Below are 19,666 nucleotides of genomic sequence, written 5' to 3'. Positions count from 1 at the left end.
TTTCATTTTGTAGAATATATGATAGGAGGCTGATTACATAATGTATAACGCTATTAAAATTCTCGTGGTGGATGATGAGGAAAGAATCCGCCGGCTGTTAAAGATGTATTTGGAAAGAGAAGAATACATGATCGATGAAGCTGAAAATGGAGATGTGGCTTTAACAAAAGCCCTTGAAAATGATTATGATTTAATTTTATTGGATATTATGATGCCTGGTAAAGATGGAATCGAAGTTTGCCGTGAATTAAGGGAAAAGAAAACGACACCGATTATCATGCTGACTGCTAAAGGTGAAGAAGTGAACCGCGTTCAAGGGTTCGAAGTGGGTACCGATGATTATATCGTAAAGCCTTTCAGTCCGCGTGAAGTGGTGTTAAGGGTTAAGGCTTTATTACGTCGATCATCAAGCACAAGTTACATGCAGACGGAAACGACGGCGAAAGATGTGATCGTCTTCCCACATCTAACCATTGATAATGATGCCCACCGTGTACTTGCAGATAACAAAGAGGTTTCATTAACACCAAAAGAATATGAATTATTATATTTCTTGGCGAAATCCCCAGATAAGGTTTTCGATCGGGAGCAATTGTTAAAAGAAGTGTGGCACTATGAATTCTTTGGAGATCTTCGAACTGTAGACACGCATGTTAAACGCTTACGTGAAAAATTAAACCGCATATCCGAAAACGCAGCCAAGATGATTGTCACCGTTTGGGGTGTAGGTTACAAGTTCGAAGTCGTTAATGACTGATGCTATGGGGCAGTGTTGTAGGGAAGCTATGGGCAACGATCCTATTGCTCGTGTCGTTTGTATTAATCGTGTTAACTGTTCTGCTGGTCGAATTCTTTGAGAATTTCCAAATTGAAAATATTGAAAATGATTTAACCAAAACCGCTGAACAAATCATAAAGGTTACCAATGAACATCAGGGATCCAGCAATGAGGTTTTACAAATAGCTTCGGAACTAATAGGCAACGAAGCGAAAATGATCATTCTAAATGATGACAAAATGATATTCTCGTCCATCGGAGGAGATAAGGAGTTCGAAATCACACCGGAACTCATAAAAAATGATTCCGAATTACTCAAGGTTTTTACGGAAAGAAAGACTGTGAAAAAGGAAATGTCGCTTTCCGATGATGCGGGTAACGAGGAATTGTCAGCAATCGTAGTAGGCATTCCACTTGAATTGAATGGAGAACAGGATGAGGTATTTCTATTTCAATCGTTGGAGTCCATGGAAGAAACCACAAAATCCACTACACAGTTCATTTTATTGGCAGCAGGCATCGCCATTATTTTGACAACGATTTTTGCTTTCTTTTTATCCACAAGAATCAATGCCCCATTGGTGAAGATGAGGGAAGCCGCTCTAGCGATTGCCCGAGGGAAATTTGATACAAAGGTTCCAATTCTGACTCAAGATGAAATCGGTGAGCTGGCCATAGCGTTTAATCAGATGAGGAAGCAGCTGAAATTCAATATGAATGCACTTAGTCAGGAAAAGGAACATCTCTCAAGCATTCTTAGCAGTATGGCAGATGGGGTCATTACCTTCAATAAAGATGGCACAATTCTTGAAACGAATCCGCCTGCGGAAAGGTTCCTGCAATCCTGGTACTTTGAAAAGGGCTATAACCGGGAAGATAATGTGAATGTCCCGTTGGTTTTAATGAATCTTTTTGATGAATCAGAATCCTTCGATAAGGAGAAGGTCGGTGAAATTACCTTGCAGGGCCGAGATTGGGGATTGATTGTCAGTCCCCTATACACAAATGCCGACAATATTCGGGGAGCGGTGGCCATCATACGGGATATGAGTGATGAAAGACGTATGGACAAACTTAGGACTGATTTCATAGCTAATGTCTCGCATGAGTTAAGAACGCCGATTTCAATGTTGCAGGGATATAGTGAAGCGATCGTAGATGACATTGCGAGCAGTGAAGAGGAAAAGGTGGAAATGGCCCGCATCATCTATGATGAGTCTTTGAGAATGGGACGGTTGGTCAATGATCTGCTCGATCTTGCTAAATTGGAATCGGGTAAAATGAACCTTAGCTATGAATGCGTACCTATTTCTCCTTATTTAAAGAGGATTACAAGTAAGTTTTCCGGGCTAGCTAAAGAAAAAGGGATTACAATTTCAGCCAGTCTTGAAGATGATCAAATTCAATGGCATTTCGATCCGGACCGTATTGAACAGGTTTTGACCAATTTAATTGATAATGCGATTCGTCATACTCCTCCAGGAGGTAACATTGATGTCATTCAGAGGACAAGTGATCGAAGGGGTCTGATCATTGATGTGAAGGACTCTGGATCTGGAATTCCCGAAGAAGATTTACCTTTTGTATTCGAGAGGTTTTATAAAGCGGATAAAGCAAGGACCCGCGGGCGTTCGGGCACCGGATTGGGTTTGGCAATCGTAAAAAATATAATCAATGCCCATGATGGCTTCATATCTGTAAACAGTTTACCTGATAAAGGGACAACGTTCAGTTTTATCCTGCCTCGAATTTTGGAGAATGCTGAATGAATGACGGGTGGCTTGCCAAAAAATCTTGTTTCATAAGGAACTGAGAAGACAAAGGCAATTGGATTTCTTTCCAACTTGCCTTTGTTTTTTTTTAGGAAAGTCCCGAATATGTGGAAATTAACGGAATTTTATAATAATATAAAAGCCGAAGTATGTAACTTTTATTTAGGATTGACGACTATATTTATGAACGGATGTGGGGAAATGATGGATTCCGTTTTCCACGATCTTTATGAGAAATATCATCAGGAAATTTATCAATTCATTTTTTATATGACCAAGAATCGAGAAACGGCTGAGGACCTTGTTCAGGAGGTCTATATCCGGGTGATGAAGGCCTATGAACGCTTCGAAGGTAAGAGCAGTGAAAAAACGTGGATGTATTCGATTGCTAGAAATGTGACGATTGATTACTTTCGGAAACAAAAAGGGTGGAAAGACAAAATCTTTCCCAACTTTGAATGGGATAGGCAATTGATAAAAGATAAAGAACCCATTCCCGAAGAAGTGGCTATCATGAACGATGAAATCCAAGATATTTATCAATGCCTAAACCGGTGTACCACGAATCAAAGATCCGTCATCATTTTACGATATATTCAGGGATTGTCCATTACGGAAACTGCTGAAGTATTGAATTGGAGTGAAAGTAAGGTAAAAACAACCCAGCACCGTGCTTTGAAGGCTATTAAAAAGTTGATGGAGGATTTATCAGGAAAGGAGGGCCACCGCATTGAGAAGGTCCCGTTGGAAAGAAAGCGAAATTGAAGACTTGCTCCGAGAGCTTCCGAAATTTAAAGATGACCGAGCCAAGGCAGAGGTGTTTGCGAGAATACATGATAAAAAGAGAAAGAAACACTGGATACCTCTAATTGCGGGTTTTGCCTCCTTATTCTTAATGGTTGTTTTGGCATCATCGTTAATTATCGAAAAAAAAGGAACGACAAGTCAAGAGGACAGCGGAAGTAGTGGGAAATTATCTCTATCTGAAAATAAGGAAACGGCAGATCATGAACGGCAGGATGCAAGCAACAAAGAAATTCCTCCAGAAGATAAACAGGATTATCAAGAGTTTTCGAGTAAGCAAGCAAAAATTGAATCTAAAGACGAGGTTTCAGAAATGGAACCCGGAAAAGGGAAAAAGGAAAAAAACTTTGCACAAGCGATTTATCAAAATGACCTTAACGATGCATCGATCATTACGATGGGGATCCCAGATGATCAAATGAATTTCATCGTTCCCATTTCAATTAAACTCAAACATTACGATCAAAGTGATACATTGAAACAGTTAGTTAATCAAATGTCCGACATCAATGAAGAGCAATATGGGCTATCTGATTATTTTCCACTTGATATAAAGATTAGCCAAGGAAACGATACGGCCACTGCTCATATTGACTTTCAAGAAAAAAGCCAACTATTGGATGAAGATACACTTTTTCTCCATTCGTTGGAGGAAACTCTTTCCTATAATAATATAGAGAAAATGACATTTTCTACAGATGGTGAGCAAGGTGCCATGTTTGCGCATGCGGGATATTTAAAGGAGTTGGATATACCTCATCAAAAAAATCGCACATACCTGCTTTACCAGAAGGATGAGTCCTCCCCAAGGTTTCTTGTTCCAAGCAATATGGGATATCAGGACTTTGAGGAAGCGCTGCAGGCTGGAAAAGGGGAGGCAGACATCGAGGGAATTTCACCTGCAATCCCGCCTGACCTGAAATGGGAAAGGATAAGCTCGAATGGAGATCTTGTGATCATTCAATTATCAGATCAAGCTGCTATTGAAAATAGTGAGGAATCCCTTCAAGCTTTAGAAGCCATCCTCTTCATAGCTAAGGATTTTGGTTTTGAAAAAGTGAAGTTTGAAAATGCTCCAATTGAAGAGGTAGGCCAGCTGAATTTAACTGAAGACATATTGGTGCCCAAAGCTCCGAACCAAGTAAATTGATGCAGCGGGCTAAGATTTAATAAATATGAAGGTTTTTCATATGTTGGTGCGTTATAAACACACTGTCCATGGTAAGCAAAAGCCCCTTGCATTCACAGAAAAAGTGCCCGCGCTGACGGGCACTTTTTTGTCTTATAATGAAATACGGGCCATGAATGTAATTTCTTCTGTTTCCATTAAAAATTGTTTCATGTTATCTTCCAATGGTAAATCAAAGCTCAAAACCATGATGGCTTCCCCGCCAGCTTCTTTACGGCCAACCTGCATGGTGGCGATATTCACTCCGTGATCACCCAGGACCTTACCTACGTTACCGATTACACCAGGTTTATCGGTATGCTGGATATAAAGTAAATTCGGTTCTGGATGAAAGTCGATTTTGAAACCATTCAAACTTACAATTCGAGAACCGTAATTTTCGATATAGGTCCCACTGATTGTTAATTCACGGTGGTCACCTTTTACTTTAAGGCTGATCAAATTCGAGTAACCTAAAGAGTCCGTAGAGATTTTTTCACCAACGGTTATGCCACGCTCTTTTGCGATCAACAAGGCATTCACTTCATTTACAGATGCATCGACTCTTGATCTGAAAAAGCCGGAGATTAGACTTTTTGTAAGAATCGCTGTATCGAAATCCAATGATTCTCCGGCATACGTAACGGAGATTTCCTGAATTCCTTCATTCATGCACTGAGAAGCAATGGATCCCATTTGCTGGACAAGTTGATAGAATGGCTGTACCTTTTCAAACACTTCTTTAGATATGGCTGGCAGGTTGATAGAACTTGAGACTGGATTTCCTTCGAAATAGGTCAATACCTCCTGGGCAACCTGTACGGCAACATTTAATTGGGCTTCTTTAGTTGAAGCACCCAGATGAGGTGTAGCAATGACGCTATCCAGTTCAAGCAGTTTATGGCCAATTGGAGGTTCTTCGACGAAAACGTCCAGGGCCGCCCCTGCGACATGTCCTTGAACTAACATTTCATATAAATCATCTTCGTCCAGAATACCGCCCCGGGCGCAGTTAAGTACATAAACCCCTTTTTTACAGGTAAGCAGTTTTTCTTTATTGATTAATCCTCTAGTTTCATTCGTAAGTGGTGTATGAACAGTAATGATGTCTGCTTTAGGAAGCAATTCATCTAACGGCAGGGCAGTTACGGACATTTTCTTTGCACGATCGACAGTAAGGAACGGATCATAGACAATGACATCCATGCCGAATACCTTAGCGCGTTTGGCAATTTCCCCTCCGATACGTCCAAAGCCAACTATTCCTAATGTTTTACCACGAAGTTCAGTACCCGTATATGAAGAACGTTTCCACTCCCCATTCTTCAGTGAAGCATAAGCTTGCGGAATGTGGCGCATTAATGAAGCCATCATGGCGAATGTATGTTCAGCTGTTGAAATGGTGTTGCCGTCAGGTGCATTAACCACGACAATCCCGCGTTTTGTCGCCGAGGGGATATCTATGTTATCTACACCGACACCAGCGCGTGCTATAATTTTTAGCTGCGGCATACGGTTCATTAAATCCTCTGAAACCTTCGTAGCACTTCTTACAAGAATTGCATCAATCTGATCAAGTTCGTTTGCAGCTTCCTCTACGGTCTTTTGAATGAGATGAATATTGGATGCCTCAGATAGCGGTCCGAGTCCTTCTGGTTTAATGGCGTCTGCTACTAAAATCCGATACACGACTTAACACCTTCCTAGGAAAAAATTATCTTAAATTTCAGTTAATTTTACAATTGAAATGCTGAATATGTCAATTTGGCTTAACCGGATGTAAGCGCTTAATAGAATGGTGATCTTCTGATCATCTGTTTAATGTCGCGATATAAATGGCTTCATCAAGGATTGAATAGTATAAAAAATAATTTTCATTATTTCGAATTTTCATTTTGTGTATCCACTATTTATTTTAAGCCATTCACTGTGATGATCGATATTCATCCTGAATGAATCAACTGAGAAAAAAAGTGCTATCAAAAAACAAGTAATTCAGATATAATGGGAAGTATAAAAAAATTTTATAGATCTATCTTCGGGGCGGGGCGCAATTCCCCACCGGCGGTGATGAAGAGTTTCTTCTTCTAAGCCCGCGAGCCTTACAAGGCAGGATTTGGTGCGATTCCAAAGCCGACAGTATAGTCTGGATGGGAGAAGATGGAGGTTCCTGAGTGCGTTTCAACAGTTATTTGCTGAACGTTTGTTTGATGTAACCTTTAATTTATCCCTTTAATTCTATTGGAATTAAAGGTTTTTTTATTGAACATCAACATATGGAACCCTAACCTCTTTTTCAGGTAGATCGGAAAAAGAAGGAGAGAGACCTATGAAAAAGAACAAAGTGAAAAAAACGGTCACACTTGCCATGATGGGAAGCATTTCTTATTTATTGATGCTTTTAAATTTCCCGTTTCCGGGATTCCCGCCTTTTCTCAATGTTGATTTTAGCGACATACCAGCACTGATGGCGGCATTAATTTTCGGACCGATGGCTGGAATTCTAGTCGAGTTCATTAAGAACCTATTGGATTTAGTCATGACAGGGACCTTGACTGCTGTACCTGTGGGGCATATCGCTAACTTCATAGCCGGAATACTGTTTGTCTTGCCGACTTATTATGTATTTCAGAAAATCAATTCAAAAAAAGGGATGACATTCGCTTTACTTGCGGGAACAGTTTCCATGGCAGTATTCATGAGTGTTTTAAACTATTATGTCTTCTTACCGGCTTATACCTTCTTTATGGGATGGGATGCAATGTCGGCACCCGAGTCAAGAAAGCTCGTTACGACGGCAATCTTGCCTTTCAATGTGATAAAAGGCGTACTCATCACATCCGTATTCATGTTGCTGTTCATTAAATTACAGACATGGATCAATAAACAAACATTATATAAAAATGCTTAATGGCATTAACGATAGAAATAAAAAACAACCGGATATTCGTATTCGGTTGTTTTTTTATGCCTGTTTCATTTTGGGATGGGGAGATGGCAAAAAAAAAGCCATTTTCGATTGAAAATGGCTTGTACGTTATTCGAATTTAAGTGCATCTCCGTCAAATGCCTCGTCAGCAACTTTAATAGAATCCGTTGGGCATCCTTCAAATGCATCCATCATGTCATCTATAAGTACATCAGGAATTTCAACGATTCCCTCGTTATCGTCAAGGGTAACAAATGCAATCCCTTCGTCATCGTAATCATATATATCTGGTGCCGCTGCTCCGCAAGCTCCACAAGCTATGCATGTTTCTTTATCCACAATAGTAAATTTAGCCATGAATATAACCCCTCCTAAGTTGATTGACAACTGATAATCTTTTTATTTCAGATTATTATCTCTTTCTTATTGTAAGACCGAATGCCAAACTTTTCAATAGAAATTGTATTGATAATAACTATCATGTAGCACAATGTCAACGGAAAACATCGAAATACTTAACTTGGTTCTTTCCATGATTCGTCATTTAGTCACATAATTTTCCTTGTATTCATCAATAATAACGGCGATTTTTGCAGTTATTTGTTACAATGGGTTTATTGGTTAAATGAAACAAGGATGTGAGTCCCATGAATAATTATCTACAGGCCATCATTCTATATGCGATAAAAAAATTTCAAGGCGAACGCTCCATTTATGCTATATACCATATGCTGCAGGGGAAGAAATCGTCACAAACAATCCAGGATGCCCATTTATTCGGGCTAACGGATATTTTTGGGACAATACCTCGATTTACCCGTCAGCAATTAAATCAAAACATTGAACATTTACTTAAGCATGACTTGATTAAATTAACGGATAAACCAGATGCATATGAAATTAGTATGCAAGGTGAAGGAATGTTAGTCGATTACTTTAAAAATAATCCTTTTCCGGCGTATATTAATGGTTGGAAATATCACAATATCACCCCGGTTTTCTGGGGAAGGTTAAACTTACTCATTCAAACCATATCCCATATTGTCCACAATGAAAGACGTTTTTATCCGATACAAAGAAATCCCAAAATCCAATTCTTCGTAAAGGAATTTTTACATGCCAATCGTCAGGATCGAGCATTGATTGCCCAACATCTATATGATGAACTGATATCCCTTTTAGAAAGTCAAAGTGATATGAAACGAGACATATTCATTTTGAAAATAACCGGGATAAACAGGATTGGACTTACGTTTGAACAGATTGCAAAAAGGAAGGATGTAGAAGAAGAGTATGTCCGCTTTACATTCCTTGATTCATTGCATCAAATGCTTGCTGAAATGGAAACGGGAAAGGATTACCCTCTCTTGTCCACATTAACAAATGATTGGAAAAGTAGTGGGAATCCTCATTTGACACAATCTACACAGGCTACTTTACGATACATCCATGAAGGGAAAAGTCTGGGTGAAATTGCTGAAATCCGCAGATTGAAAGTCAACACCATCGAAGATCACCTCGTAGAAATTGTCTTATCGGACAAGAGTTTTCCGATTTCAGATTATGTGAATATCGAGGATGAGAGGAAAATTGCTGAAGCTATTAAGGAACTTGGAACAAAAAAGCTTAAAGCAATCAAGCAGATGGTCGATAATAAAGAGATAAGCTTTTTCCAAATAAGACTTGTACTTGCGAAAATAGGTGAGTGATGATGAATATAGAACGAGTCCTCAAAGAAAAATTCGGTTTTGATGAATTCCGTCCTGGACAAAAGGAAGTGGTTGAATCATTGATGTCCGGCAATCATACCTTAGCGATGCTACCGACCGGATCAGGTAAATCATTATGCTACCAGCTGCCGGCTTATCTTTTAAATAAGACTGTCCTAATTGTCTCCCCATTATTATCATTAATGCAGGATCAGGCAGATCAGCTGAAGATGAGTGGCGAAAAAAGTGTATTGACCCTCAACTCTTTTTTGACATTAAATCAAAAAAGGAAAGCTTTCGACCGGTTGCATAGTTATCGTTTTATCTTTTTATCTCCTGAAATGTTAAGCCTGGATGGTGTAATAAAATCCTTGAAATCCATAGATATAGGTTTGTTCGTCATAGATGAAGCTCACTGCATCTCACAATGGGGGTATGATTTCCGTCCGGATTATTTGAATTTAGGAGAAGTGAGGAGTGAATTGAACAATCCGTTGACTCTTGCCCTGACTGCAACTGCAACCGCTGAGGTCCGGAGGGACATCGTTGGTAAACTCAATATTGAGCCGGTCAATGAAACAGTCTCATCTGTTGATCGGGAAAATATCGCAATTATTGTCGAGCGAATGTTCAGCTACGATGAGAAGCTAGCACGTGTGCTGGAGCTTGTCAGGAAATTTACCGGAAGCGGGATTATTTATTTTTCCTCTAAAAAAGTGGCGGAATCTGTCACAGGATTTTTACAGGAAAACGGGATTGATAGTGTCAATTATTATCACGGTGGAATGGAACAGGAACAAAGGATGCTGATTCAGCAGCAATTCATTTCTGGCCAGTTAAAGATTATATGTGCAACAAGTGCTTTTGGAATGGGTGTGAATAAATCCGATGTCAGATATGTTATCCATTTTCATATCCCATCGACGATGGAAGCATATCTTCAGGAGATAGGCAGGGCGGGACGGGATCGTAAGCAAAGTGTGGCTGTCTTATTATATAGCGAAGGGGATGAAGGGCTTCCGCTGCATTTGATGGAGCAGCAGTTGCCTTCGGATTCGCAAATCGATGGTGTATGTTCTTTCCTTAATGCATCACAAAAGATTCCGGTGAATTTGACCCTTTCAGAAAAAGAACAGCTGTCTCAATCCTTTTCGTTAAACGAAGTCCAGCTGCGTTTTTTTACCCAGTTTACGGGTAATAACCTACATCAAGTGGCTGCGATGAAAGAGTATTGTCAAAAGAGGAAATCCAGGAATCAAGAAAAGCTGCATAACTTCCTGCACTGGATCTATGCACCGGAATGTCGACGTTTAGGAATACTGGACTACTTTGGAGAAGAGCATCGGGAAGTGAATCCCATCTGTTGTGATATTTGTGGGATGGATACCGAAAAAATGGCTGATGTATGGCCGGAAGTCAAGGTGGATCCGGTCAATTCCTTTTCCTCGTGGAAAAAGGAATTGGCTTATATCTTATTAAAGAAGGAATATGGCAATGAAAAATAAGCAAGCTGAAATGATTAAACAACTTACAGATAAACAGTTGCTATTTAATTTGTTTCTTACACAAATTATTCTCTTAACGTTAGCCATCTTTTTAGGTATTATTTTATTTAAAGACCGTTCTGCCTTTTTCGACTTATTTATCTATGATGACCTGAACATTTTGCTGATTGGAATTCCCGCAGGAGTCATTGTCGTGCTATTTGACTTATTGCTTATGAAAGTGACACCCTCTTCCTATCAGGATGATGGTGGTATTAACGAACGCATTTTCAGTAATTTGTCATACCCGATGATTTTTGTCGTAGCTTTAGTGGTGGCGATTAGCGAAGAATTATTATTCCGTGGAGTGCTGCAAACACATTTTGGTTTGCTTCTTACGAGCCTCATTTTTGCAGCCGTCCATTATCGTTACCTTTTTAATTGGTTTTTATTTTTGAATGTTTTGGTTTTAAGCTTCTTTATCGGTTTTCTATTTGAAATGACTAATAATATCATCGTGACGATTACGGCCCACTTTTTGATTGACTTTATCCTTGGTATTTTAATCAGGAACAAAAAGCAAAGAGGGTTGAGCAAGAAAGGGGGTGACTTGAATGAGCCGGGTACAAAAGAATGAAAAAGAAAATGATCAGGCTGGTGAACTTCGTTCGCGAATTGAACGTCAGAAGGCTAAATCATCATTGCCCAAGCGCAGCAAAGTCCACCAGAATAAAAAGAAAAAAAGTAAAGTGAAGATTAAGTTCCCAATGATACAATTATTAGCGTTATTTTTTATTTTGCTTCCAATTGGATTTTATACCCTTTATACATATCTGCAGGATAGGCCTGTACCTGTTACTAAAAGTGACCAAGTCGTCTTAAAAGAGGAAGATAAAGAATCGATTCCAACTACAGCAACGGCAGAGGACTTAAAGGAAAAAGAGTCGGCAAAGGCTGAAGCGGAGAAAGAGAAAGAAGAAGCTGAGGCTAAAGCCAAAGCGCAGCAAGAAGCTGAGGAAAAAGCCAAGGCAAAGCAAGAAGCTGAAGAAAAGGCTAAAGTGCAGCGAGAAGCTGAGGCTAAAGCCAAAGCGCAGCAAGAAGCAGAGGAAAAGGCCAAAGCACAGCAAGAAGCAGCGGAAAAGGCCAAAGCACAGCAAGAAGCTGAGGAAAAGGCAAAGAAAGCAGCAGCAGAAAAGAAAAATGTACAAGCCGCTAAACCGGATAAAGAGGGATACAAAGTTGTCTTACATACTGTTCAAGGTGAAGAAACATTATTTCGCATTTCCATGAATTACTACAAATCACAGGAAGGGATTGCTCTGATCAGGGAGTGGAATGGGCTGAATGGCAATGAAATTTCCAAAGGTCAAGTATTGAAAATTCCAATCAAGAAATAATGATGGCACTCTGTCTTTTATAGGCAGGGTGTTTTTAAAATTGTTTGACTCGGTAAGTATGAAGGCAATCGTGTCAGGTACATTATCATTTTTTCCTCTACTCTTTCATATCATGATTTGAAAGAGCAGAGGAGGAAATGCGATGGAATCGACAATCATTTTACTGGATGAGAAAACGGATCAAGCAACAAAACAAATGCTGCAAAATGTCGTGGATCGGAAGAAAAAATTCGAGGCACTTAAAAAGAAGCACCTTCAAAGCTTATGGGCAACCATGATTGTTGCTGTCCTTTTTATGATTTATCTTTATTTTTATATCGTTGTACCTTATTCCTATTCCTTTTTCAGTATGTTTAGTGTTTTCGTCGACCATTTTAGCCATTTCCTTTTTTTGGCGGCAGCAATTGGTCTATATGGATATATGGTTTTAATTAAAAAAAAGCTAGATAAAGCTGAAAAGGAGTTTCAACTGCTACGCTGTGAAATCATTAATAAAAGTAAGCAATTGTGGGAAAAAGAGGAAGAATGGAAAAATCGCCATAAGGTTTTTGAAATGATGAAGAAGAATTATGATATTAACTTATATCATGAAAATAAATGATGTTCGCGTTAAATCATATTTAATTGCGGGTAATACCGTTTTATGGTTATATGAAAGTACGTTTGGATAAGGATGGAAAGAAGGTTTAACGAAGATGTTATGGTTATCTGGATTATTTTTAATCATCATCCTGCTGTCATTTGCCACGATCTTTTACATGTGGCGTACGGCTATGCAAGATAGGGTGATTTCTCAAGACCTATATTTTAAAGACTTTCCTGAAGGCTTTGGCGATGTGCGGATTTTTTTCATTTCCGATCTTCATCGGCGAATCGTTGCGGATAAATTGATTGAGGAAACACGTGACAAGGCAGATTTGGTGATAATCGGCGGTGACATTAGGGAAAGCGGGGTTCCCTTAGAACGTGTGGAAAAAAATTTATTGAAACTAAAAGAACTTGGTCCCCTTTATTTTGTTTGGGGTAATAATGATTATGAAGGCGACTTCCATGAACTGGATGCGACTCTTTTGAAACATGGGGTGAAGATCCTTGATAATACAGCTGTTTCTTTTGAGTCTCAGGATGGCAGTAAAATCGCTCTTCTGGGCATTGATGATATATCGGAAGAACGTGATAGGCTTGACCTTGCCCTGTCGGACTGCGGGAATGAAGATTTCCGGATTTTGGTGAGCCATAATCCATTGGTCAAGAAACAGTTGACTCCGGAACACCATATTAGTCTTGTCCTGTCAGGTCACACCCATGGCGGGCAGATTCGCATATTCGGATTCGGGCCCTATCAAATCGGAAGCGTTAAAAAAGAGGGGGACTGTATATATATGACGAGTAATGGCTATGGGACAAGCGCAGTGCCTTTAAGGCTTGAAGCTAAGCCTGAAACGCACCTCTTCACCCTGAAAAGGGGGACAGAAACTGAAATAGGCGAAGCTGTGGAAAAAACCTATTAGGCTGCTTTTAAGCGAGCATACCGGGATTTTACAGACCTTGAAAAATCCACTATAATTTCATCAAATGATCGTACAGTTATTGGAGGCCTTGTAAAACCATGCAAGAAGGTAAATATAATATAAAGGCAGTATCAAAACTGCTGGACATTCAGTCGGGAACCCTTAGGGCTTGGGAAAGGCGCTATAAATTTATCGAACCTGTCAGGAATGAATCGGGGCACCGGCTGTATACTGAAAAACATCTGCAAATCCTTAAGTGGCTCATTACTAAAACAAAGCAAGGTTTTACAATAAGCCAAGCCGTTTCACTTCTCGAAAGTACAGGCACTCTAGCGCCTGGAGTTCCTGAAACGAACCGTAAGGATGAACAAGCGATTAAGTTATCGGATGAATTAATCGAAGCTCTATTGAATTTCAATGAAAATAAAGCCCATATGCTGATAAGCCAAGCATTCAGTATGTATACAATCGAACAAACCATAGTTGAAATACTCGGTTCAATATTGGTTCAGATTGGGGATAAGTGGGAAAGGGGAGAAATTACTTCCGCTCATGAACACTTTGCGTCGAACATCCTAAAATCCAGGATCAGTTCAGTCATGCATGCGATTCCGACTAATGGTTTCCTTCCGAAAGCCCTTACCGTTTGTGCTCCCGGTGAAAAACATGAATTTGGACTGTTGGTCTTCACCATTTTTTTGAAGCGGAAAGGGTATGAAACCATTTATTTAGGTGAATCCATTGCTGATAAGGACCTTTTCACCGTTTTAAACATCATAAAGCCCTCATACCTATTCATGTCATGTTCACTGAAAGAGAATCTTGATGGAACATTTATGCTGCTTGAATCGTTAATAAAGGATTTCCCGGATTTGAAGGTGGGTCTTGGCGGTGCGGCGCTGAGCGATATATCCGAAGAAAACCGTACGGCCTTCAGCGGAGTTTTAATGGGGGACACGCAATCTAAATGGGAGGAATGGCTGAAAGGTTAGCTGCGCCGCTTAGGCGAAATAATGGATATGCACCCTGCGACCAAGGCTTCATATGATGTATGAAGATGGTAACCAGGGGGCATTTTTTTATGAAGCTGGAGCGATTAACCAATAATAAAATCAAGATTTTTTTGACCCTTGATGATTTAATTGATAGAGGCATTACAAAAGAAGATATTTTAGGGAATTCCTTAAAGGTCCACAAGCTATTTCAGGATATGGTCGAAGAAGCATGCGAAGAACTCAGCTTTAAAATGAGTGGCTCCATTGCAATTGAAATTTTCTCCTTGCCTGCTCAAGGATTGATAATCATTGTGACAAAGGACGAAGAGGAATTATTGACAGATGAAGAGGAGTACTTGGATTTACAAGTGAAAATTGATGACTTCCCCCATATTCTGTATGTTTTCAATGACTTTGAAGATATCGTCCAATTATCTCACAGGTTATCTTTTCAAGGTTTGCTTAAAAGTACTCTTTATCATTTTGAGGGAAGATACTATTTACTTATCGAAAATGTTAAAGACACCACCTACGACACGGTCATATCCTTAGCGGCTGAGTATGGCCATGCATCTACATTGACACTCTGCCGCATCAACGAATACGGAACATGTATAATCGAAAATGAAGCGATACATGTTTTGCTCACACACTTCAGTTGATGTAAAACGAATGAGACAAGGCAGCCACATTAGGAAAAAACAATGCGGTTTGCCTTATTTGTCTCAGCCCTCGGCCGAAGAAGATATACGGTTAAAGTGTATGAAAACAGTTGATATGATAACGTTTTCATTTTTAGAATATTTCCAACTTTTAAATTCCCATTTTTACTCTTGCATATCTGTATCGAAGGTGTATACTAGCACATGAAGAGGACTATTTGTACATTATAGATTTTATATATGGATGAGATTTTCTAGGAGGTACTTTAATGGAATCGGCAAAAGGCAATAGCCATGTAAATGAAGAAGAAAAACACGACGTACTGAGGTCTACCCAAACTGTAATACATAAAGCTTTGGATAAGCTGGGTTACCCGGAAGAAGTTTTTGAGCTGTTGAAGGAACCATTGCGCTTATTAACGGTGAAGATACCAGTCCGCATGGATGATGGCTCGGTTAAGATTTTCACGGGTTACCGTGCACAGCATAACGATGCTGTTGGGCCTACAAAAGGTGGTATCCGTTTTCACCCTAATGTAACGGAACGTGAAGTGAAGGCATTATCCATTTGGATGAGTTTGAAATGCGGCATCGTTGATTTGCCATACGGCGGGGGTAAAGGCGGTATCGTATGTGATCCTCGTAATATGTCATTCCGTGAGCTTGAAAGGCTGAGCCGGGGCTATGTTCGCGCAATTAGCCAAATCGTTGGGCCGACTAAAGATATCCCGGCACCTGATGTTTTCACAAACTCTCAAATCATGGCTTGGATGATGGATGAATACAGCCGTATGGATGAATTCAACTCGCCAGGATTCATTACGGGTAAACCGCTAGTGCTTGGTGGTTCCCATGGCCGTGAATCAGCGACTGCCAAGGGTGTAACGATTTGTATCAATGAAGCTGCCAAGAAACGCGGCATCGATATTAAAGGGGCACGGGTCGTCATTCAAGGTTTTGGTAACGCAGGTAGTTTCTTAGCTAAATTCATGCACGACGCTGGTGCTAAAGTTATTGGGATTTCGGATGCATATGGCGCTCTTCATGATCCTGAAGGCTTGGATATCGATTATCTTCTCGATCGGAGAGATAGTTTCGGAACCGTAACGAAATTGTTTAAAAGCACAATTTCTAATAAAGAACTGCTTGAATTGGAATGTGATATTCTAGTTCCGGCTGCAATTGAAAACCAAATCACTGAAGAAAATGCTGCAGATATCAAAGCATCGATCGTTGTCGAGGCAGCTAACGGACCAACAACAATTGAAGCGACACAAATCCTAACGGATCGCGGAATCCTTCTTGTTCCTGATGTCCTTGCTTCTGCTGGTGGTGTTACGGTTTCTTACTTCGAATGGGTACAAAATAACCAAGGGTATTACTGGTCTGAAGAAGAAGTGGACGAAAAGCTGGAAAAAATCCTTGTGAAATCCTTTAATAATATATATGAACTTGCACAATCAAGACGTGTAGATATGCGCCTAGCTGCTTATATGATTGGCGTAAGAAAAATGGCTGAAGCTTCTCGCTTCCGCGGTTGGATCTAAAAACTTCAAATCATGTATTAATTTATAGTTAAAATCATGTTCATTGCTTTATCATTGAAATGATTTGTAAAAACTCCTATCATGTATTGATAGGAGTTTTTTATATTTAGACGAACGAATTACATAGTGCATGGAAAGGCAGTGGAATAAAGATGAATGTTGAAGAAGTCATTATCATAGGTGGGGGCCCTTGTGGATTGGCTGCTGCAATCGCTCTTAAAGAAGTGGGAATACAGTCCCTGATTATTGAAAAAGGCAATGTGGTTGATTCCATTTACCGTTATCCGACACATCAAACATTTTTCAGTTCGAGTGAAAAACTGGAGATTGGTGATATCGCTTTTATAATCGAAAACCGTAAACCGGTCCGCAATCAAGCGCTAGCCTATTATAGGGAGGTAGTCAGAAGGAAAGAATTGCGGGTCAATAAATTCGAAAAAGTGGAGAAAGTGGAAAAGCGTGAAGATGGGAAATTTTTAGTCAAGACATCGAAGAGTGACTATACTGCTCTGCATGTCATCGTATCGACCGGATACTATGATCATCCGAACTATATGTGCATACCGGGTGAACAGCTTCCAAAAGTGTTTCATTACTTCAAGGAGGGCCACCCCTACTTTAATTGTGATGTTGCCGTCATCGGTGGCAAAAACTCAAGCGTGGATGCAGCTCTGGAATTGGTCAAATCAGGAGCAAGGGTTTCAGTCCTTTATAGAGGATCGGATTACTCTCGAAGTGTCAAACCTTGGATCCTTCCCGAATTCGAATCATTGGTACGCAATGGAACGATCAAGATGGAGTTTAATGCGAATGTTGACAGGATAACGGAAGACAGCGTCATCTATCATGTCGGCGATGAGGAAAAAGTCATTAAAAATGATTTTGTATTTGCTATGACTGGATACCATCCTGATCATTCATTTTTAGCTTCAATGGGCATTACTATTGATAAGGAGACTGGAAGGCCCGCATATAACGAGGAAACGATGGAGACGAACGTTAAAGGTCTTTATATTGCAGGAGTTCTGGCAGCCGGAAATAATGCGAACGAAATCTTCATCGAGAACGGCAGGTTCCATGGTGGATTGATTGCTTATCATTTGGCTGTTAAAGAAAAGTGATTATATAAATAAGGAGCTGGGACCGTATGGAAAAAATATCATTAATAACGACTGGTGGGACTATTGCCAGTAAAGCAACAGCGAATGGTATGTTGGCCTCTGGTGCATTGACTGGCCATGAATTGGCAGCACTTTGCGAATTGCCCAACGATATCGAGGTTAAAGTGGTTGATCTTTTCCAGATTTCAAGCATGTCCATGTCCTTCGAGAAAATGCAGCAGCTTAAATCAGCCATTCAAAAGGAATTGGAGGATCCTGATGTTACGGGAATCGTCGTGACCCACGGTACGGATACACTTGAGGAAACGGCTTATTTCCTTGATGTCACGACTAAGGATCAACGTCCAATCGTAATAACCGGCTCACAACGTTCTCCTCAAGACGTGGGCACCGATGTATACTCCAATCTAAGGAATTCGATATTATGCGCTGCGAGTGATCTTATAAGGGATGTCGGAGTAGTAGTCGTTTTTAATGAGCGGATCTATTCAGCCAAGTATGTCAAAAAAGTTCATGCTTCCAATTTGCAGGGGTTCGTATCTTTTGGCTATGGATATTTGGGGATAATTGATAATGATGTCGTCAGCATCTATCAAAAACCATTACATAGGGAGTGTTATGATATTGGGGATTGCATTCCCAGGGTGGATATCATCAAGTGCCATACAGGCGCTGATGGCCTCTTTATTGATGCTGCGGTTGCAAACGGTGCGAAAGGCATCGTGCTCGAGGGTGTAGGAAGGGGACAGGTTACCCCTGTAATGGTAACTTCCATACAGGCTGCAATCGATAAAGGCATAACGATCATCATGACTACAAGTGCGGAAGAAGGAAAAGTTTACCCAGCTTATGATTATGAAGGCAGCGCATTTGATCTAAAACAACGCGGTGTGATATTAGGCGCAGACTATGACAGCAAGAAGGCCCGGATCAAGTTAGCTGTCATGCTGGCAAGCGAAAACACTATAGATGAGACCTTCTTTAAATACTGAAGGATAAAATAAAATTTGGAAGACTTGATTCTTGGATTCAGTTTTTCTTCATTCCATGGTACGATTAAGGAAACGAAGATGAAAAGAGGGTCAGCTAATGCTGGTCATGTTGTCAGCGGCCATTGCGCCTGGATTGGCGCTACTGAGCTATTTTTATTTGAAAGATCAATATGAAACCGAACCGATATCGGTTGTGGTCAAAACATTTTTATTCGGTGTCTTTCTTGTATTGCCGATTATGTTCATACAGTATGTGCTCGAAACCGAACATATCTTGAATACCGATTTAGCAAATGCTTTTTTATGGGCTGCACTGCTTGAGGAATTCTTCAAGTGGTTCATACTCATTTATGTCATTTATCAGCATGTAGCATTCGATGAGCCGTATGATGGGATTGTTTACGGAGCTGCAGTCTCCCTTGGATTCGCTACAATGGAGAATATTTTGTACCTGTTGGCCAACGGGGTGGAACATGCTTTTCTCAGGGCCATTCTCCCTGTATCCAGTCACGCTTTGTTCGGTGTGATCATGGGATATTATTTGGGCAAGGCGAAATTTTCAGCATCGAATAATAAGGTCTATTTATCATTGGCATTGATCATACCAATTTCGTTACATGGGGTTTACGATTATATTTTAGTTTCCCAAAAATTTTGGGTGTACTTTATCATGCCATTCATGATTTATCTATGGTGGCTAGGCATGAAAAAAGTAAAGAAAGCACGTTTGTTGTCTGACTTTCATGCTGAAAAACTTTCTCAAAATCAATTCCTTAGCAAATGAAGAATACTATCAA

At 40.1% G+C, this 19,666-nt stretch carries 19 protein-coding genes and 1 riboswitch; of the genes, 17 read left to right on the top strand and 2 right to left on the bottom strand.

Features of this window, described 5'->3' with window-relative positions:
- Positions 1-40 precede the first annotated feature (40 nt).
- The 4 genes from LQ188_RS12400 to LQ188_RS12385 all read left to right on the top strand — a co-directional run bounded on the left by LQ188_RS12400 (position 41) and on the right by LQ188_RS12385 (position 4,504).
- Positions 41-757 (top strand): response regulator transcription factor, encoded by a 717-nt coding sequence (locus LQ188_RS12400; RefSeq protein ID WP_101222452.1) that lies wholly within the window; start codon positions 41-43, stop codon positions 755-757.
- A complete protein-coding gene (locus LQ188_RS12395; protein WP_230177092.1) occupies positions 754-2,547 on the top strand; it encodes an ATP-binding protein in 1,794 nt (597 codons plus the stop codon). The genes LQ188_RS12400 and LQ188_RS12395 overlap by 4 nt, the downstream gene beginning before the upstream one ends.
- Positions 2,548-2,754: 207 nt before the next feature.
- On the top strand, positions 2,755-3,315 hold the full coding sequence (sigX, locus tag LQ188_RS12390; protein WP_230177091.1) for an RNA polymerase sigma factor SigX: 561 nt from the start codon (positions 2,755-2,757) through the stop codon (positions 3,313-3,315).
- The gene (locus tag LQ188_RS12385) at positions 3,281-4,504 is read left to right on the top strand and encodes a hypothetical protein (protein WP_230176965.1); all 1,224 of its coding nucleotides are present in this window, start codon (positions 3,281-3,283) and stop codon (positions 4,502-4,504) included. Before sigX ends, LQ188_RS12385 begins: the two co-directional genes overlap by 35 nt.
- Positions 4,505-4,636: 132 nt before the next feature.
- On the opposite strand, the gene serA is transcribed toward LQ188_RS12385, so the two are convergent.
- Positions 4,637-6,211 carry a phosphoglycerate dehydrogenase gene (serA, locus tag LQ188_RS12380; protein WP_101222449.1) on the bottom strand — a complete coding sequence of 525 codons (1,575 nt, stop codon included), beginning with the start codon at positions 6,209-6,211 and terminating at the stop codon, positions 4,637-4,639.
- A gap of 341 nt (positions 6,212-6,552) precedes the next feature.
- Positions 6,553-6,688, top strand: a riboswitch (FMN riboswitch).
- A gap of 163 nt (positions 6,689-6,851) precedes the next feature.
- On the opposite strand from serA, the gene LQ188_RS12375 reads away from it, so the two are divergent.
- Positions 6,852-7,433, top strand: coding sequence for an ECF transporter S component (locus tag LQ188_RS12375; RefSeq protein WP_101222448.1), 582 nt, complete (start codon positions 6,852-6,854; stop codon positions 7,431-7,433).
- Between the two features lie 126 nt (positions 7,434-7,559).
- Here the strand turns inward: LQ188_RS12375 and LQ188_RS12370 are convergent, their stop codons facing one another.
- Positions 7,560-7,808 carry a ferredoxin gene (locus LQ188_RS12370; protein ID WP_034308087.1) on the bottom strand — a complete coding sequence of 83 codons (249 nt, stop codon included), beginning with the start codon at positions 7,806-7,808 and terminating at the stop codon, positions 7,560-7,562.
- A 290-nt stretch (positions 7,809-8,098) separates the two neighbouring features.
- Here LQ188_RS12370 and LQ188_RS12365 point away from each other — a divergent pair, with 290 nt between their 5' ends.
- From LQ188_RS12365 to prsW, 12 genes are all read left to right on the top strand, one after another.
- Complete coding sequence (locus LQ188_RS12365) at positions 8,099-9,160, top strand: helix-turn-helix domain-containing protein (protein WP_230176964.1); 1,062 nt, start codon at positions 8,099-8,101, stop codon at positions 9,158-9,160.
- A 2-nt stretch (positions 9,161-9,162) separates the two neighbouring features.
- On the top strand, positions 9,163-10,665 hold the full coding sequence (locus tag LQ188_RS12360; RefSeq protein ID WP_230176963.1) for an ATP-dependent DNA helicase RecQ: 1,503 nt from the start codon (positions 9,163-9,165) through the stop codon (positions 10,663-10,665).
- Entirely contained in the window at positions 10,655-11,281 is a 627-nt protein-coding gene (locus tag LQ188_RS12355) for a CPBP family intramembrane glutamic endopeptidase (protein ID WP_101222445.1), read from the top strand. Before LQ188_RS12360 ends, LQ188_RS12355 begins: the two co-directional genes overlap by 11 nt.
- Entirely contained in the window at positions 11,259-12,041 is a 783-nt protein-coding gene (locus LQ188_RS12350) for a LysM peptidoglycan-binding domain-containing protein (protein WP_101222444.1), read from the top strand. Before LQ188_RS12355 ends, LQ188_RS12350 begins: the two co-directional genes overlap by 23 nt.
- A gap of 142 nt (positions 12,042-12,183) precedes the next feature.
- On the top strand, positions 12,184-12,642 hold the full coding sequence (locus tag LQ188_RS12345; protein ID WP_034308074.1) for a YpbF family protein: 459 nt from the start codon (positions 12,184-12,186) through the stop codon (positions 12,640-12,642).
- Between the two features lie 94 nt (positions 12,643-12,736).
- Entirely contained in the window at positions 12,737-13,552 is an 816-nt protein-coding gene (locus tag LQ188_RS12340; protein WP_230176962.1) for a metallophosphoesterase, read from the top strand.
- A gap of 98 nt (positions 13,553-13,650) precedes the next feature.
- On the top strand, positions 13,651-14,544 hold the full coding sequence (locus tag LQ188_RS12335) for a MerR family transcriptional regulator (RefSeq protein ID WP_230176961.1): 894 nt from the start codon (positions 13,651-13,653) through the stop codon (positions 14,542-14,544).
- 89 nt (positions 14,545-14,633) lie between these two features.
- The gene (locus tag LQ188_RS12330) at positions 14,634-15,209 is read left to right on the top strand and encodes a genetic competence negative regulator (RefSeq protein WP_101222440.1); all 576 of its coding nucleotides are present in this window, start codon (positions 14,634-14,636) and stop codon (positions 15,207-15,209) included.
- 269 nt (positions 15,210-15,478) lie between these two features.
- The gene (locus LQ188_RS12325) at positions 15,479-16,756 is read left to right on the top strand and encodes a Glu/Leu/Phe/Val dehydrogenase (RefSeq protein WP_048681753.1); all 1,278 of its coding nucleotides are present in this window, start codon (positions 15,479-15,481) and stop codon (positions 16,754-16,756) included.
- A 152-nt stretch (positions 16,757-16,908) separates the two neighbouring features.
- Entirely contained in the window at positions 16,909-17,877 is a 969-nt protein-coding gene (locus LQ188_RS12320; protein ID WP_101222439.1) for a YpdA family putative bacillithiol disulfide reductase, read from the top strand.
- A gap of 26 nt (positions 17,878-17,903) precedes the next feature.
- Complete coding sequence (locus LQ188_RS12315) at positions 17,904-18,869, top strand: asparaginase (RefSeq protein ID WP_101222438.1); 966 nt, start codon at positions 17,904-17,906, stop codon at positions 18,867-18,869.
- A gap of 97 nt (positions 18,870-18,966) precedes the next feature.
- Positions 18,967-19,653, top strand: coding sequence for a glutamic-type intramembrane protease PrsW (gene prsW / locus LQ188_RS12310; RefSeq protein ID WP_101222437.1), 687 nt, complete (start codon positions 18,967-18,969; stop codon positions 19,651-19,653).
- The last annotated feature ends 13 nt before the right edge of the window (positions 19,654-19,666 follow it).

It is taken from the genome of Peribacillus sp. Bi134 (genome assembly GCF_918698065.1).
Classification (GTDB): Bacteria; Bacillota; Bacilli; order Bacillales; family DSM-1321; genus Peribacillus.
Note: the sequence above shows the minus strand (reverse complement) of the source record. Positions and strands in the feature narration are given on the sequence as shown.